We start from the raw sequence: 14,668 nt of genomic DNA, 5'->3' as shown, positions 1-14,668 counted from the left end.
CCGCCACGTCACACAGCGTGATCATGGTAAGCGCTGTCCCCGGTCAAATCCGGCAGCCACGCCGGACCATCGGACGTCCGATGAAAGACGGTCGCCGTCGCGGGTGTTAATCGCCGTGCGAAGCTCGCCAGAGAGTATGTTCGCGGCTGATCGCTTCCTCGGCGTCGGATACCGCGTCCGCCCAGGCTGCTTCGGTGCCGTTCTGTTCCAGCACTTCGGCGACGATGCTCAGTTCGTTCGACGCGACGGCATAGGCAGCGGCACCGGTGCTGTGCTGGCGGGCCGACGACCAAGCGGCCAGGCCCGCGACCGCGGCCGCGAAAATGCCTGCGAGGTCGAAAGTGACCGCGTTGAACGCCTTCGCCAGCGCACCGGCCACACCCGCCACCTCGAAAACGAGTGCCAGCGTGCCGTATACCTGCGATCTGCGTTGGTGATAGCCGGATTTGGCCGCATACCATCGTTGTTGTTCCCTGATGCGATCGTCCAGATAGACGCGGCGCCGTTCGTCGAACGGGGCCGAACGCAGCTGCCGCATGCGGTCGGTGATGGTCGGCGCGGTGGTCGGACGCAGGGCGAGCGCCGAGATGTCTTGGCGCAGCAGCATGATGCGCTCGATCAGCATCCGATCGGCCTCGGCCGGGGACAGCGTCCCGGCGAACGGCGCACCCCGCACCGCGTACTTCCAGGTCAAGGTTTTCACCGACTCGGCGAGCGCGCGACCTTCGTACCAGGACTTACCCGGACGGCCGCGCAGGACACCCACGTCGACGGCGAGGATTCCGACGAAGGCCATGGCGGTCAGGATGGCCGCTACATCCGTACGCGCGGAGCCGACGCGGACGGTGAACGCCGCGCACGCCGCCGCCACCACCGCCAGCCAGAGCCGAGCTCCGTAGGCGCGGAGATAGAACTTCTGGCCGTACAGCGACGCCGTGTCCGCGGACTGGAACAGCCCGGGGTAGTCGTCAGCGTGCCGCACGGGCCGCGAGGCGCGTTCGAACCGACATGGCCGAAGCGTAACAGGCAACCGGTGTCGCTCGAATCCATTTGCGCTGCTCTGGAATTGCGGACTTTCCCTGCTACAGATCCATGTCCCGCGACGGATGCCGTGTCATCCACGGCGAACCTGCGGAGCCGGCAGGAACACGAGGCCGAGGACGGCAGGCTCCAGTTCCGGCGCGGGACGCAGCGTCCCGTCGGTTTCTCCACCGTCACCCCGGCCGCCAGTACCCAGACGCCCAGCGCGACCGGCATCAACTGCGGCCCACGCGCCCAGACCACGACTACTGCCGCCATCGACGCCACGCCAGTATGAACCAGCAACAGCCCGGGCACATCGTTGTCATCTCATGCGGCGTCGGCCCGTTCGCTACCCGTCCTACCCGATGCGCACCGGCGCGGACTTGGGGAAGGCGACCGGCAAAGCCGTCAGAGCCCGGTGAAACGGGCCCGGCCGCCATTGCAGTTCGTTCTTGGGCCTGCCCAGCTGGATTTCGGGCAGGGCGTCGAACAGCTGATCGATGGCGTTCTGCACCGTCATGTACGCGACGGATTTGGCCGGGCAGGCGTGCGGGCCCGCGCTCCATGCCAGATGGGAGCGATTGCCGATCCGGCTGCCGCCGGGTTCGTCGGTCCCGCGGATCTCCGGGTCGTTGTTGCAACCGGCGAGGCTGATGACGACCGGCTGGTCCGCGGGCAACCAGACACCGTCGACCATGATCGGCTGCCGGGGATACGTCGTGCAGAAGTTCGCCATCGGCGGGTCGTTGAACAAGACCTCGTCGAGAGCGTCGGTGGTGGACAGGTTGCGTCCGAGGACGTCGCCGAAGCGGAACCGGTCGTCGGTGATCATCAGCAGCACGGCGTTGGTGATCAGATTGCGCTGCGCTTCGAAACCGGCACCGTAGAAGCTCATGAGCTGGGCGAAGATCTCGATGTCGTCGAGGTCGGTCGTGTGATGCGCCAGCCGCGAGGTGACGTCGTCGCCGGGTTCCCGGCGCTTGAGCCGGATGAGCTGCATCAACGCTTCCTTGAGCATTTTCATGCCCTCGGGCCCCCGGACGGTGTCGAAGCGGGCGGCCATACCGGTCGCGACCCGCTCGCCGATCTCGGCCGGGCAACCGACCATCTCGTTGAGGACTTCGAGAACGAGCGGAAACGCGTACTGGGTCACCAGGTCGGCGGACCCGGCTTCGCAGAAGGAATTGATCAGCGGGACAGCGAGCTTCTCGACCATAGTCGGCACGTCGAACAAATCGATCCCGTCGATGGCGTCGACGGAGGCATGCCGATAGCGGTCATGTGCGAGGCCGGTGTTGTACCGCGCGGCCGGATACCACTCCATCATCGGCCGCACGGGTGAGTCCGAGGGGATGGTCTTCTGCCACGTGCGGGGATCGGCGGGGAAATGGTCGGGATCGCTGAGGATGCGCACCGCCGTCTGGTAGCCGATCACCAGGGTGGCAGGTACACCGGGCGCCAACTCGATCGGAACCAGCGAGCCGTGCTTGCGGCGCATCTCCCGGTACGCGCGATGCGGGTCCGCGACGAACTCCTTGGTGTACAGCTCGACGCGCGGGGCGTCCGTCTCCGTCGGGGATCCGTGCTGGACGGGGCACGCTCCGGTTCCAGTGGTGTGCGGTGCGGCCATCGGGGACTGTGGTGTGGTCAAGAACGTGACTCCAGGTTATGGAACAGCAATTCGACGATCGTGGTCAGTGAGCGGGTACACGTGCCTGCCGAGATCTGTTATCCAGAGCTCGGCGACCCGCCTACGCTAGCAACATAGCAACGCTCCGATCGTGGCGCTGACGAAGGCGGCGCGGGCGAACACACGAGAGCGGGTTCGCGACAACGCAATTGGACGTATCCGACGGCGATACCTCAGCGGAGGCGCTGGTCGGCAACCGCACGGTTGTTGCGAGCCGGCTCGAGCTGGTCTCGACGCGCGGAGGACGTGGCACGCCGTCCGCGGCCACCGGCCGTCGGCTACCACCGGGCGGATTACGGCTCGCGTTCGTCACCGACGCCGGTCAACGAGACCGTGGTAGCGACCGCCCGCCTCGCGTCGTCGACGGTGCATCGGCCGAGGCCGCACGCGGTGGCGACTCCGTAGGCCGCGCGTCCGGCCGCTTGTTCGAAGAGAGCGAGCGCGCGGGCGCTGTCCGCGCGGGCGTCCGGGGAGACGACACCGGCGATCACTCTCCACTCGGCGTCGAGCTTGCGCAGCGGTGCGTAGAACCGCGGATCCAGCGGTGCCGGTTCGGCGCCGTAGGCGCACGGGATATGCACCGGGGGTAGTGGCGTCCCCTGTTTGTTCAGCAACCGTGCGGTACGACGCAGCAACTTCACCGACGGGGCGAGACTGCGTGGAGTCAGCAGACTCTTGTGCTGATAGTCGCCGTAGCACAGGTGCACGATCGCGTCCGCCCCGACCTCGTGCATCCGCCCGAGAAAACCGGCGAGCTGCCGCGCGACGAGCGGCGCCAGCGCCCATTGCGAACGTAGTTGCTCGGCTTTGACCATGCTCAGCAGCGCGATGGGCGACTCCACCTGAAAGACGACGCGGTCGCCGTACCGCTCGACGACCTGCGTCATCTCCTGCAATACGGCTTCGGTGAACACCGGTAGCTGCCGCAGCGCACCGACCACGAACCGGGAACCTCGCACCGCCGGCCCGACCGGGAGCCCGGCGGAGACCGCGGCGCCCGCGAAGACGAACATCGCGAGATCCAACGGGTTCGGTTGACTTATCTGCACTTTCGTCTTCGCCAGCTCCGGCCGGTCGCGGCGCAGCGCCTCGAACGCGTCCACGACCTTGCCGATGCGCTCGACGCGGTTCATCGAGACGTGCCGCGGTTCCAGGGTGCACCCGGGCCGCACACCGTAGCTGGGAAAATCGCTGTAGTCGGTGTACTCGCCCGCCCGGACGATCTCGAAGACGTCGGCATGCTGCTTGCGCGTGCGCAGGTAGTCGAAGATCCAGTCCGGATCGAGGTCGCAAGGCACCGCCGTGACCGGCCGTCCCTCGCTGTGGTCGGCAAACCATTGCATGACGGCGCGATCACCCGTCATCAGTTCGGCAGGCAGGGTGCCGACATAATGCGCGAATCTGGTCATCTGTGGCTCTTCTGTTGTCTGGACGCGGGTTTCGCGAACCAGGGCAGTCCTGTTACGCCGATCGGTAGCTGTGCAAGCGTACACGGACCCGCTCCGTTCCCGCATCCCTGATGTTCCCACGCTATGGAGAAGCACGCGACGTTCCCGGCCATCCGCACTGCCATGACCTATCTCCGAAATTTCGCCACACGCAGGTTGATTCGCGGTCTAACATCAATGTCGTCCAGAATGACTTGCTGGGTGGAAGATTTCCACGGCGCCTGGTTCGCACGGGCACCGTGTCGCGTATCGATTTGCTGTGCACCACAGATCTGATCCGAACGAACGCAGACCCTCGACAGCTCCATCGTCGACGGTCTCGGAATCCATCTCGGGGGTGAGGGCCACGCATGACCATCGGAGCGCCCGGTCGAGACAGTCCCGGCTCGTCTCCTGACCGATATCTGATGCGCGTCTCGACGAGTTCGCGGGATCACCCCATGCCCGACCCCGCAGGACCGAGCACCCGTTCAGCTCCGAGACGATCCCGCACGTGGGATTCGCACCGACCCAGAACAACTGAGGACCGGCGCACCCTCCGAGCTCGGATACCGGCTGCCCCGCGGTGCTCGAGACACACCCATGCACCAACCCCCGTAGTGCGACAGGCCTGCGGAACGTCGCCGACGCGGCGGTCGCGAGAACCTCTCAGACAGAACGGAGTCCCCGCATGGCCTTCGAATTTCTCGTGCCTGCTCTCACCGCGCTCGTTGCGGTGGTCGTCTTCCTGGCCGGGGATCGCCTACATCCGAAGACCTGGCGGCAGACCGACGACGACACGGTCGGCGCGTTGGTGCTCAACCTGATCAACACGATCTTCATGGCGGTGGTGGCGTTCATCGTGGTGATCGCCTGGCAGCAGTACGACAACGCGCGCAATCACACCATCGCCGAAGCCAAGGCGCTCATCGATACGTACTGGGCCGCGCACGGAATGCCCGAGTCCGACCACACGCGAATCCAGGGCCTGGTGCGCGATTACACCGAGCAAGTCCTCACCCGGGAATGGACCGTTATGGCCGACGACGGGCATCTCAGTCAGTCCACCCAGGACACCCTCGACACCCTGCGCGACGCGGTGGCCGCGGTGGACACCGCGGACGCCGAGGTCGACTCGCTTCGTGCCAGCGCTCTGACCAGCCTCGACGCCGTGGCCCAAGCGCGCGCCGACCGTGCGCTGGACGCCGGTTACCGGGTTCCCGGCTTTCTCTATCTGGCCATGTGGATCTGCACGGTCCTCCTGCTGTTCAGCGTGGTCCTCTCCGGCGTGCAGATCACCAAGCGCAGTGTCGTGACCACCGCGCTGCTCGGCGCCATCGTCGGGGTGGTGATCCGGGCGATCTACAACCTCGACGAGCCGTTCTCCGGCGGGAACGTGGTCCCGAAGGAAGCCTTCGAACTCGCTCTGTCCCGGTATCAGCACACCACGTGACCTTCCGGACCGGTTTCGACTACGACGAGGCGACTGCATATGCGAGCAACTCGAACACATCGGTTGGCACGAGGATTGGCCACCGCGATGCTGCCGCTGACCCTCGCGGCACTCACGGCTCGACCGCTGGAAGCATCAGCAGACCCGCTGCCCTGGCTGCCCCTCGGCGACCTGGCGACGGGGAGTTCGGGCGCAGCCCCCGGCTCCGATATCGTGAACACCGGCAATGGTTCCAGCCCCGACGCAGGCACCCCATCGTCCGGCAGCGCCTCGGGTCTCGACGCCGAGGGCGCGACCAGCGGTGGGTCTTTGGCTCTCGGTCCGGTTCGGTTACCTTCCGGCAGCGCCGGTCTTTCAGCAACCGGCAGCGCCGAAGTCGGCGGAGCTCGTGGCGGCCCTCTCGCCACCGGCCGTGGGCAACCCGGCGACGGCACATCCCGCACGGCGGACACGACGGCCCACCCGGACGTCATGGCGGGCAGTCCGGCCGAGACGCTGCAACTCGACACGGGCAGCGTCCAGTCGGCATGTGCCGGCAGCGCCGCGACGGGCAGCGCATTACTCCTGCTCGGGCTCGCGACCGGCAGCGGTTTCGGCTCCTTCGGATCCAGCCTCATCGGCCCGGGATCGAGCCTCGTCGGGCCGGGGTCGAGCGGATCGGCCCTCGGCAGCGCGGGCGTCGGCAGCGCCTTCTCCGGCAGCGCATTGCTGACCTGCTTGCTGCTGCTTCCCACCCCGCCGCCGGTGCCCATGACCCCACTCGAACTCGGCCCGCCCATCCCCGAATTCCGTATCGTTCCGTCACCGGCCGCCATCGCGACGCAGATACCACTCCAGGCCGAAGGCCCCCTCCCCGCGCTGCCCTCGTCCCCGCCCAGCCGTCAACGGGGAAAGGACGTACAAGCCGCCGAACCGCCCCGAGACCCTGAGGTATGGAACCTCATGAGGCTCATGACGGTATTGGTGGTCACGGTCATCACCGTCGTCGGTATCCGTATATCACCCGGCCCCAAACGAACCCGCTGACCGAGCGAGAGGTACGGCGCACTCGCCCGGTTCACGCCCTTTCGCACGACCTCAGCGCGGCGCCATCCGGATGGCACCGTCGAGACGGATGGTCTCGCCGTTGAGCATCGGGTTCTCCACGATGTGCCGCGCGAGCGCGGCGTATTCGGCCGGGTCACCGAGTCGCGAAGGGTGCGGGACCTGCGCGCCCAGGGATGCGATGGCCTCGTCGGGCAGCGTGGCGAACAGCGGAGTGTGGAAAAGTCCCGGCGCGATGGTCACCACCCGGATCTTGATCGCCGCGAGGTCACGCGCCACCGGCAAGGTCAGGCCCACGATCCCGCCCTTGGACGCCGAGTACGCCGCCTGCCCGATCTGGCCGTCGAACGCCGCCACCGACGCGGTGTTGATGATGACACCCCGCTCCTCGCCCACCGGATCGGTCTTGGCGATCCGTTCGGCGGCCAGCCGGATCACGTTGAAGGTGCCGACCAGGTTGACGTTGATCACCTTGGTGAAGTCCGCCAACGGGAATGCCCCGTTCTTGCCCACGGTCTTGATGGCGTTACCGATGCCCGCGCAGTTCACCGCGATGCGCAGGTCGCCCAGCTCTTGCGCGGCATCGAGTGCGGCGGAGACCTGCTCTTCGTTCGTGACGTCGGCCGCGGCGAAGACCACGCCGTCGCCGAGTTCCTTGGCGACGGCCTCGCCGGAGGACGACGGCAGGTCGACGATCACGACCTTCGCGCCCTTGCCGTGCAGCTCCCGCACGGTCGCCAAGCCGAGTCCCGACGCACCACCGGTCACCGCAGCGACCGCGTTGCTGATCTCCATCCCACTCCTCTTCTCCGGGTTGCCGAACAACGGCGCGAAACGTCGGCCGACCGGTTTCCGCTGCCACCCCGGGACGGGGAGCCAGGCGTCGTGACCAATCGGCACACGGCGACAGGCTAACCGTCCACAGAGGATTAAGTAAACAGCCATTCTCATCCGAGTCGACGATATAGCCGCCCCGGACGAGTCCACTGAGCTGCGCGAGGCCCACAAACGGATCCGGCAACTCGAACAGGGAGCCGGAGTCATGCGTCGCGCGGTACCGGGCCGCAGTACCCGTCCGGATACTCGGCACTACCTACATCGTGCGCTGAGGTCGGCACCGCGGCGGGCGATGCGCTGCACCAATTCGCGGGCGCTCTGCCGACGGGGGGTGCGCAGCCTGTCACCACATCCAAGCTCGACAACGCGGCCGGGCAGACGCTCACCTGCACGGTCACCTACGAGGATCCGATTCCGCACCTCGACAAGGTGTCCACGCCCGAGCCTCTTTCGCGCACGGCGAGGATCGATCTCTGGGTGTGGAAAACCCCAGCCGTGGTCGGGCAGACCACGACGTCCACCACGGCCGAACCCACCTCGGCAAGTGGAGCTCCGGCACCCATACGCGGCATCGGCGATCACGCCGACATCGTGACCCTGCCCGTGGGGAAGAACCAGGTTGCGGTGACGGTGCAAACCAGGCTCGGGAACCTCGCCGTCAACGTCCACACCCGAGGACTGAACTGGTCCGGGTCAAGTGGCACTCCGCCCACCGGTGACTCACCGGGATTGCGTAACGACCTCGCCTCCGGCGCCGAATCCATCGCGGCCGCGCTCATCCACAGTCTTTCGGCGAGCCTGCCACGCAAGACGTTCCGGCCCGAGTCCGCGACCACCTCCGCTTCCATTGTTACCACGGCCCCGGACCTCACGACACCGACTGCGCCCCAACCGGTCTGGGATCCGTGTACGATCCCCGACGCCGACGTCGCGGCGGTGGGCCTGAATCCACAGTCGAAGAAGACGGACACCCCGTACCCGGAGGCGAAACAGTGCCGGTGGACCGGCCCAACGTACTATGTGGCCGTATTCACTCGGGACAGTCGGTTCACGGACTGGGCCTACGAGGTCTTCACCCAACCCCGGCCGGTCATGGTGGGCGATCGGCGTGCCCTGCTCGCCGTGCCCAGCGACGTACCCGGTGAGTTCTGCTGCCTCCTGTTCGACATCCCCCAGGGCACACAGGATGGCATCAAGACCGGCGTCGTCGAGGTGCGGGCATCGACCGAAACCTCGGGCGACCGAGACGCCCTGTGCACCGAACTCACCCGCCTGGCAGTCCCTCTGACCCAGCACTTCCCCACCGGCCGTTGACCCGGACACCGCGCTGAGAGCGGGTCCAGCGGCTGAACATCGGCAACCAGCATGTGGCAGAACAGGTCGTCGCAGAACCGACAGCATGCTCTTCATCTGCGCTATCCGATGACGCAAAGACACCGCGGGAACTGGGCCCCGGCGGTCAGTCGATGCCTTCGACGATGCGGAAGTCGCGCTCGACGCCGTCGGGGAGGGCCACCAGCGCCTTCTGGTATGCCTCGCTCTCGTATGCCGCGACGGCCTGTTCAAAGCTGTCGAACTCGATCAGAACGACGCGTTGCGTGATTCCGGCCTCGTGGGCGACGACTCGACCGCCACGCGACAGGACGCGCCCTCCCCCAGCCTGGACAGCCGGACGGGCCAGCTCGTTGTAGGCAGTCAGCCTCTCAGGGTCGGAAATGGCGGGGTAGACGCTGACCCAGTAGCCCTTAGCCATGGAAACCTCCCGTGTTCGGCCGGACACGTCCGACTTCGAATTGACACTCAGATCGATCGGTCCCGGCGACGGGCACTGCGGTCAGTTGAATCGTCATATGCGCAGGCTAGGGCTTGATGTGCGGTCGAGGGAAAGACCGGTACGCGATAGACTCAGAACGGATCGTTATCAATCGATAGGGAGGGCACGTGGCGCCGGATACGGTGAGCCTGCGGTACTTCCTGGTGCTGGCGCGGGAGTTGAACTTCACCCGCGCCGCCGCACGGATCGGTATCGCACAGCCCGCGCTCAGCGCCCGGATGCGCCGATTGGAGGCGGAACTCGGTACGGCCCTGCTGGTTCGCAACACGCGTAGCGTCGTATTGACCACGGCCGGTGCGGCTTTGGCGGAGTCCGCGGCGCCCGCGCTGGCGGCGCTGGACCGGGCATGGGACACCGCCCGGAGCGCGGGGGCCGGTGAACTGGGCACGCTGCGCATCGGATACAGTCTCAGCGCCGGGGCCGGGACGGCACCGGCCCTGGTGGACAGGCTCATTCGCAGCAGCCCGGGACTCGAGGTCGGCGCGGTCCCGATGGCGACACCGGAGATCTCCCCCGCGGTCGCCGACGGCCGCATCGATGCGGGGATCACCCGCGGTGAACAGCCGGGGCGTGGCGTACGCCGGTTCCTGCTGCGGCGTCAGCGCGTCGGGGTCCAGCTGGCGCAGCATCATCCGCTGGCCGAACACCCGGAGATCGAGATCGCCGACGCGGCCGCGTATCCGCTGCGACTCCCCGACCGTACGGCCAACCCCGTGATCCACGATCAGCTGTCCGCACTGTTCCGCGACACCCGGCCGATCCCCCGATTCCGCACGCCCGCAGTCTCTTTCGACATGTCTCAGCGCGACCTACACGACGGGCTCACCCTCGCCCCGGCCGGTGAAGCCGCGGTCACGACACAACCGGCCGGTCTCACCTGGCGACCGCTGCGGGGCGCGCCCAGCCTGACGATCCACCTGGTCCTCCCACGCGAGCAGTCGCCGCTACACCGCCGCATCCGTGCCGTCGCCAAAACCCTGGCGCACGAGCTGCACTGGCTGCCGGACTGACGCGCAAGAGGTCAAGCGAGACGGACGCCTGCGGTGGCGAGGCCGAAGACCTTACGCCCTAGGGAGTCCGTTCCGGCCCGTTCGATCTCTCCTTGCGATCTGTACCGCCGCCATCGCCGACGCCGCGTTCGCCGGGTGGCTGGCCGACCGCACCGCCGGAGGCGACAGCATCATGCTCGCCGCCACCCACGCGACGGTGACCGAGCTGAACCGGCTCGCCTGCGGACATCGCCTCACCACCTCCGGCGTGAATTCGAACGCATGTTCGACTCCCGCAATCCGTCATCGCCGCCGTGAACGGCCCCGCCGTCGGCGTGGGCATCACCGTGACGCTCGCGGCGGACTTCCGGCTGGCCGTCGACAACGCCCGCATCGGGTTTGTCTTCAATCGCCGCGGCATCGTTGTTCCAGTTGGTTCCTGCGCCGCCTGGTACCGAAGCAGACCGCGCTGGACTGGGTGTACTCGGGCCGTCTCGTCGAAGCGGGCGAAGCGCTCGACGCGGGATTGTCCTCCGCGCTGCATCCCGCGGACACACTGGTCGACGAGGCTCGCGCGCTCGCCCGCCGGGTTACCGAGCATTCCGCGCCCGTGTCGGTGGCGCTGTCTCGGCAGATAATGTAGCGCAACCTCGGAGCCGAGCATCCGATGATCGCCCGCCGCATCGAATCTCGCGGCATCTACCACCGGGCGCCGCCGCCGACGCCAGGGAAGGCGTGACGGCCTTCCTGGAGAAGCGGCCCGCCCGATTCTCCGACAGCGTCGACCGCGACCTCCCGGACATCTTCGGCGACGATCTGGCGGTCCCGCCGTTCCGGCCTCGAGATCCTCGGTTGTAGAAGGCGATCCGAGGTGCGCGATTCGGTCGACGACGGATACCGAATCGAAATTTCCTCAGTTGCCCACTGCGCCGTGCTCGGTCCACGCCACGGCGCGCAGCGGAAACGAGCCCGTCCCACGCACCGGCGCAGGAAGCGCGACCAGCCTGGCGCCGGTGTCGGGGACCGCGTCCAGATTCGTCATCTGCTCGATGATCGGAATGCCCGCACCGAGCAGCGTGTGGTGGCACGGCCGCGTCGGCAAGGACGTGTCGTCGACGTCGGACGAGTCGATTCCCACCAGCGCCACATTGGCGGCGATCAGCGCCTCGGCGACCTCGCCGACCAGGAACGGATGTCCGGGCTCTCGGTACGCGGACGATCCCCATTTGCCCGACCAGCCGGTGTGCACGAGCACCGCTTTGCCCCACAACCGCGCGGGATCGCCCAGCACGTCCGGCCCCACCGCGCGGCGGCCCGGCGCACGTATCATCACGATCGGCACGTTCAACAACCGCTCCAACGGCAGCTCGGCGATGTCGGCGCCGCCGGCGTGGAAATGGAAAGGCGCGTCGATGTAGGTGCCCGTGGGACCGACCATATCCACGCGCGCGATGTGGTAGCCCATGCCGATCAGCGGCGATCGGTCACGTGCCACCGCCGTGGTGACACGCGGTGCGGGCAGGCTCGGATCGATGAGCATGCCGTCCGAGACAGGATGGGACAGCTCCACGATCGCTCGGCTCATACCAGGGACGGTACCCGCGCAGGGCACCGAGTCGCCCGGGGCACGACGACACAAAGGACTCGCGGTGCGCTCGGACTCGCCGGTGGAAATCGTCTGATGCACACCGACCCGAAGAAGCGCAGAATGGAAACCGGAAGGTCATCATGCGACTGCTACAGGGTCTACTCGGTCCGATACTGGGGATCCTCACCGCCGTGCTCGGCACGGTACTGGGGCTGGTCGCCGCTGTGCTGTGGCTCGTCGGCGCGGTGCTGTGCGTGACGATCCTCCTGCTTCCACTGGGCATCCCGGTCATCAGACTCGCCCGCCGTCTGTTCACGCTCTCCCGGCAGCTGATGCGTCTTCCCTGAAGGCTGTCCCCGCGGCCGGCGGGGTAGCCCGCGCGACGATCTGGACCACGCCGAGGCACTCCCAAGGCCGTGGCGGTTCAGCACCCGCAGCCGAGCTCGCCCCACCTACGCCCCCGAGATCGACGTGGCGGGCGCCTACGTCGCGGCGCCCCCGGCAGATCTGTTCGCCACTTTGCGCCAGATCGACGGCGGCAGGGCGTGGCGCCTGCTGCCGGATCGGCTGTTGCTGCTCCCGCTGGCCTACAACCGCTTGCAATACGAGAAACTCGTCCGCTCTCACCGCAAATTCGCGCTGGACATTTTCGCGGCCCCCTCCAGCACAGCGGGCGGCTGCCCGATCTGAGCGCCACCCAATCGGTGATAGCAAAATCGGCTTGTACTATCGCTGCCCGCGGCGGCACCGGTTGATCGCAATCACTCTCGTCCTCGACCGGGCCGCGGACACCGATCCGCTGGCAGTCTGCTATCGAACCTCTTGTTTCCCAGCGCGATTCAGTGGGTGTCCGGCGTCGTGGCGTCGGCGGTTCACCGGCGGTGAAGCGCGTGGCAGCAGGTAGCGTGTGCCGGTATGGCGACCCCCTTGGCGTACACGGCCACCTACTCCCATTCGGCCGACGCGCTTCGTGCGGCGCTGGCCGACGAGCGGTACTGGAAAGACCGCATCGAGGAGGTCGGCGGGGCCGACGCACAGCTCGTCGAGTTCGACGCCGCCGAGGACCGCCTGCACGTGCGGATGGTGCAGACCGTTCCGGCGGCGGCGCTGCCCAGCGCCATCACCGCGGTGCGGCCCGAAGGCCTGGTCATCACCCGCTCCGAGACCTACACCCGCGAGGGCGGCAGTTTCGAAGCCCGCGTCGAAGGTGTGCCCGCCCAGGTGAGCGGCACCGTCCGGCTCACCGAGAGCGATACCGCGGCCGAGGCGGTGGTGGCCGGTGCCGCCGAAGTCGGTATCCCGTTGTTCGGCAAGAGGATCGAGGCAGCCATCGTGGCCCGGTTACTCGACATGCTGGCCACCGAGGCGGAGTTCACCGACACCTGGATCACCGACTACTGACCCCGGCCCCTCGCCAGCGGCATTCGGGAGGCTCGGTCCAGGCGACGGCGTTTTTGTGGCTGTTCCCAGCGAAACCCCAACCGCAGTGGCTATCGACCCCAACAAGCGCGACGTCGCCTTGCCCGCCGAGGCATGCGCGGCATACCGTGGGCCTGTTTCGTCCAGCCTCCTCAGGAAGGCCGTGTGTGCATTCCCCCGTCCCGCCGTCTTACCCCCGTGGCGTGGCGCGGACCGCACGGCTGGTGGCGGCGCTGAGCATCGTCGCCCTGGGGTTCGCGACCGGTGTGGCCGGCCCGGGGAGCGCCCAACCGGAACTCCCGTCGCCGATCGGCATGCCGCCCGATCGACCGCATATCGCCGGTGCGACGTCCGGCCCGGGACGGCTGGTGGAGCTGACGGTCCACTCCGCCGCGATGGCGAACGAGGTGACCGTCCGCGTCCTGCCTGCCGCCGACCGATCGGTTCCGGCGCCCACCCTGTACCTGCTGAACGGGATCGACGGCGGCGCAGACGGCAACTGGCTCGGCCGCACGGATGTGGTGGAGTTCTTCCGGGACAAGCAAGTCAACGTGGTGATCCCGTTCGGCGGCGCCAGCTCCTATTTCACGGATTGGCGTGCGGATGATCCGATGCTGGGACGCCAGCGGTGGGCCACGTTCCTGACTCGGGAACTGCCCCCGATCGTGGATGCGGCGTTCGGAGGCAACGGGTCCAACGCGATCGCGGGCATCTCGATGGCGGGCACGTCGGTGTTTCAGCTGGCCTTGGCCGCACCGGGGTTGTATCGGGCCATCGGCTCGTATTCCGGGTGTGTGCGCACCAGCGATCCGCAGGGTCAAGTGATCGTGAGCGTGGTGGTGAGTGGACGCCGGGGCAACGTGGTGAACATGTGGGGTCCGCCGACGGATCCCGCGTGGGCGGCCAACGACCCGTATCTGCACGCGGACGAGCTGCGCGGCACCGCGATCTATGTCGCGAGCGGGACCGGCGCGCCCGGTCCATACGACACCCTCGACAGTGCCGGGATCGAGCACAACCCCGGCAAGCTGATCGACCAGCTTCTCATCGGCGGCGCCCTGGAGACATTCGCCGAACGCTGCACCCGTCAGCTGCGCGAAAGGCTTGATCAGCTGGCCATTCCCGCCACCTTCGAGCTGCGCGGCAACGGCACCCATTCCTGGTCTTACTGGCAGGAAGACCTGCACAGCTCATGGCCCGTGTTCGCCGCCGCACTCGGCACGTCCTAGCGACCGAAGCCGCTCGGTTCGATCTAGGAGCGCCAGTCTCCGTCGAAGACCAGGTCGCCGAGCGCCGTAGGATCCCGCAGTGTATTCCGCGCCGATCGAGCCGACATTGATCACCGCTCCGCCGGGCCGCAACCC

General features: G+C 67.5%; 15 protein-coding genes and 1 pseudogene. 10 read left to right on the top strand and 6 right to left on the bottom strand.

Features of this window, described 5'->3' with window-relative positions:
- Positions 1-106 precede the first annotated feature (106 nt).
- Complete coding sequence (locus tag NA8_RS08600; RefSeq protein WP_063049838.1) at positions 107-982, bottom strand: DUF4231 domain-containing protein; 876 nt, start codon at positions 980-982, stop codon at positions 107-109.
- A gap of 129 nt (positions 983-1,111) precedes the next feature.
- Here NA8_RS08600 and NA8_RS08595 point away from each other — a divergent pair, with 129 nt between their 5' ends.
- Positions 1,112-1,318, top strand: a complete 207-nt coding sequence (locus NA8_RS08595) for a hypothetical protein (protein WP_157106593.1) — start codon at positions 1,112-1,114, stop codon at positions 1,316-1,318.
- Between the two features lie 63 nt (positions 1,319-1,381).
- On the opposite strand, the gene NA8_RS08590 is transcribed toward NA8_RS08595, so the two are convergent.
- Positions 1,382-2,653, bottom strand: coding sequence for a cytochrome P450 family protein (locus NA8_RS08590; protein WP_063049836.1), 1,272 nt, complete (start codon positions 2,651-2,653; stop codon positions 1,382-1,384).
- A 353-nt stretch (positions 2,654-3,006) separates the two neighbouring features.
- A complete protein-coding gene (locus NA8_RS08585; RefSeq protein ID WP_063049835.1) occupies positions 3,007-4,122 on the bottom strand; it encodes a hypothetical protein in 1,116 nt (371 codons plus the stop codon).
- A 709-nt stretch (positions 4,123-4,831) separates the two neighbouring features.
- On the opposite strand from NA8_RS08585, the gene NA8_RS08580 reads away from it, so the two are divergent.
- Positions 4,832-5,593 (top strand): bestrophin-like domain, encoded by a 762-nt coding sequence (locus NA8_RS08580; RefSeq protein WP_063049834.1) that lies wholly within the window; start codon positions 4,832-4,834, stop codon positions 5,591-5,593.
- A gap of 87 nt (positions 5,594-5,680) precedes the next feature.
- A complete protein-coding gene (locus tag NA8_RS08575; RefSeq protein ID WP_157106592.1) occupies positions 5,681-6,619 on the top strand; it encodes a hypothetical protein in 939 nt (312 codons plus the stop codon).
- A gap of 51 nt (positions 6,620-6,670) precedes the next feature.
- Here NA8_RS08575 and NA8_RS08570 read toward each other — a convergent pair whose 3' ends face one another.
- Positions 6,671-7,432, bottom strand: coding sequence for a 3-hydroxyacyl-CoA dehydrogenase (locus NA8_RS08570; protein WP_063049832.1), 762 nt, complete (start codon positions 7,430-7,432; stop codon positions 6,671-6,673).
- A gap of 519 nt (positions 7,433-7,951) precedes the next feature.
- Between NA8_RS08570 and NA8_RS08565 the strand changes: the two genes are divergently transcribed.
- Positions 7,952-8,788 carry a DUF3558 family protein gene (locus NA8_RS08565; RefSeq protein WP_157106591.1) on the top strand — a complete coding sequence of 279 codons (837 nt, stop codon included), beginning with the start codon at positions 7,952-7,954 and terminating at the stop codon, positions 8,786-8,788.
- A gap of 145 nt (positions 8,789-8,933) precedes the next feature.
- Here NA8_RS08565 and NA8_RS08560 read toward each other — a convergent pair whose 3' ends face one another.
- Positions 8,934-9,227 carry a DUF1330 domain-containing protein gene (locus NA8_RS08560; RefSeq protein WP_063049830.1) on the bottom strand — a complete coding sequence of 98 codons (294 nt, stop codon included), beginning with the start codon at positions 9,225-9,227 and terminating at the stop codon, positions 8,934-8,936.
- A 188-nt stretch (positions 9,228-9,415) separates the two neighbouring features.
- Here NA8_RS08560 and NA8_RS08555 point away from each other — a divergent pair, with 188 nt between their 5' ends.
- Together NA8_RS08555 and NA8_RS35690 are read left to right on the top strand one after the other, a co-directional pair.
- The gene (locus NA8_RS08555) at positions 9,416-10,318 is read left to right on the top strand and encodes a LysR family transcriptional regulator (protein WP_063049829.1); all 903 of its coding nucleotides are present in this window, start codon (positions 9,416-9,418) and stop codon (positions 10,316-10,318) included.
- A 293-nt stretch (positions 10,319-10,611) separates the two neighbouring features.
- Positions 10,612-10,940 (top strand): annotated as a pseudogene (locus NA8_RS35690) (enoyl-CoA hydratase-related protein).
- A gap of 270 nt (positions 10,941-11,210) precedes the next feature.
- On the opposite strand, the gene NA8_RS08545 reads toward NA8_RS35690, so the two are convergent.
- On the bottom strand, positions 11,211-11,882 hold the full coding sequence (locus NA8_RS08545; protein WP_063049828.1) for a cyclase family protein: 672 nt from the start codon (positions 11,880-11,882) through the stop codon (positions 11,211-11,213).
- Between the two features lie 143 nt (positions 11,883-12,025).
- On the opposite strand from NA8_RS08545, the gene NA8_RS34920 reads away from it, so the two are divergent.
- The 4 genes from NA8_RS34920 to NA8_RS08525 all read left to right on the top strand — a co-directional run bounded on the left by NA8_RS34920 (position 12,026) and on the right by NA8_RS08525 (position 14,533).
- On the top strand, positions 12,026-12,232 hold the full coding sequence (locus NA8_RS34920; protein ID WP_063049827.1) for a hypothetical protein: 207 nt from the start codon (positions 12,026-12,028) through the stop codon (positions 12,230-12,232).
- Positions 12,233-12,356: 124 nt separating this feature from the next.
- Positions 12,357-12,575 (top strand): hypothetical protein, encoded by a 219-nt coding sequence (locus NA8_RS33585; RefSeq protein WP_063049826.1) that lies wholly within the window; start codon positions 12,357-12,359, stop codon positions 12,573-12,575.
- A 225-nt stretch (positions 12,576-12,800) separates the two neighbouring features.
- Positions 12,801-13,286: a DUF2505 domain-containing protein gene (locus NA8_RS08530; RefSeq protein WP_063049825.1), complete on the top strand. Its 486-nt coding sequence runs from the start codon at positions 12,801-12,803 to the stop codon at positions 13,284-13,286.
- Positions 13,287-13,507: 221 nt separating this feature from the next.
- Complete coding sequence (locus tag NA8_RS08525) at positions 13,508-14,533, top strand: alpha/beta hydrolase (protein WP_439957373.1); 1,026 nt, start codon at positions 13,508-13,510, stop codon at positions 14,531-14,533.
- Positions 14,534-14,668 lie beyond the last annotated feature (135 nt).

Origin of the sequence: Nocardia arthritidis NBRC 100137, assembly GCF_001612765.1 — a bacterium.
GTDB classification, from domain to species: Bacteria; Actinomycetota; Actinomycetes; order Mycobacteriales; family Mycobacteriaceae; genus Nocardia; species Nocardia arthritidis.
Note: the sequence above shows the minus strand (reverse complement) of the source record. Positions and strands in the feature narration are given on the sequence as shown.

What these genes read in the sequence shown, in the direction of transcription:
- NA8_RS08545 (WP_063049828.1), bottom strand. Translation starts at nt 11,882, where the DNA reads ATGAGCCGAGCGATCGTGGAGCTGTCCCATCCTGTCTCGGACGGCATG.
- NA8_RS08560 (WP_063049830.1), bottom strand. Translation starts at nt 9,227, where the DNA reads ATGGCTAAGGGCTACTGGGTCAGCGTCTACCCCGCCATTTCCGACCCT.
- NA8_RS08575 (WP_157106592.1), top strand. Translation starts at nt 5,681, where the DNA reads ATGCTGCCGCTGACCCTCGCGGCACTCACGGCTCGACCGCTGGAAGCA.
- NA8_RS08585 (WP_063049835.1), bottom strand. Translation starts at nt 4,122, where the DNA reads ATGACCAGATTCGCGCATTATGTCGGCACCCTGCCTGCCGAACTGATG.
- NA8_RS08590 (WP_063049836.1), bottom strand. Translation starts at nt 2,653, where the DNA reads ATGGCCGCACCGCACACCACTGGAACCGGAGCGTGCCCCGTCCAGCAC.
- NA8_RS08570 (WP_063049832.1), bottom strand. Translation starts at nt 7,432, where the DNA reads ATGGAGATCAGCAACGCGGTCGCTGCGGTGACCGGTGGTGCGTCGGGA.
- NA8_RS08580 (WP_063049834.1), top strand. Translation starts at nt 4,832, where the DNA reads ATGGCCTTCGAATTTCTCGTGCCTGCTCTCACCGCGCTCGTTGCGGTG.
- NA8_RS08530 (WP_063049825.1), top strand. Translation starts at nt 12,801, where the DNA reads ATGGCGACCCCCTTGGCGTACACGGCCACCTACTCCCATTCGGCCGAC.
- NA8_RS34920 (WP_063049827.1), top strand. Translation starts at nt 12,026, where the DNA reads ATGCGACTGCTACAGGGTCTACTCGGTCCGATACTGGGGATCCTCACC.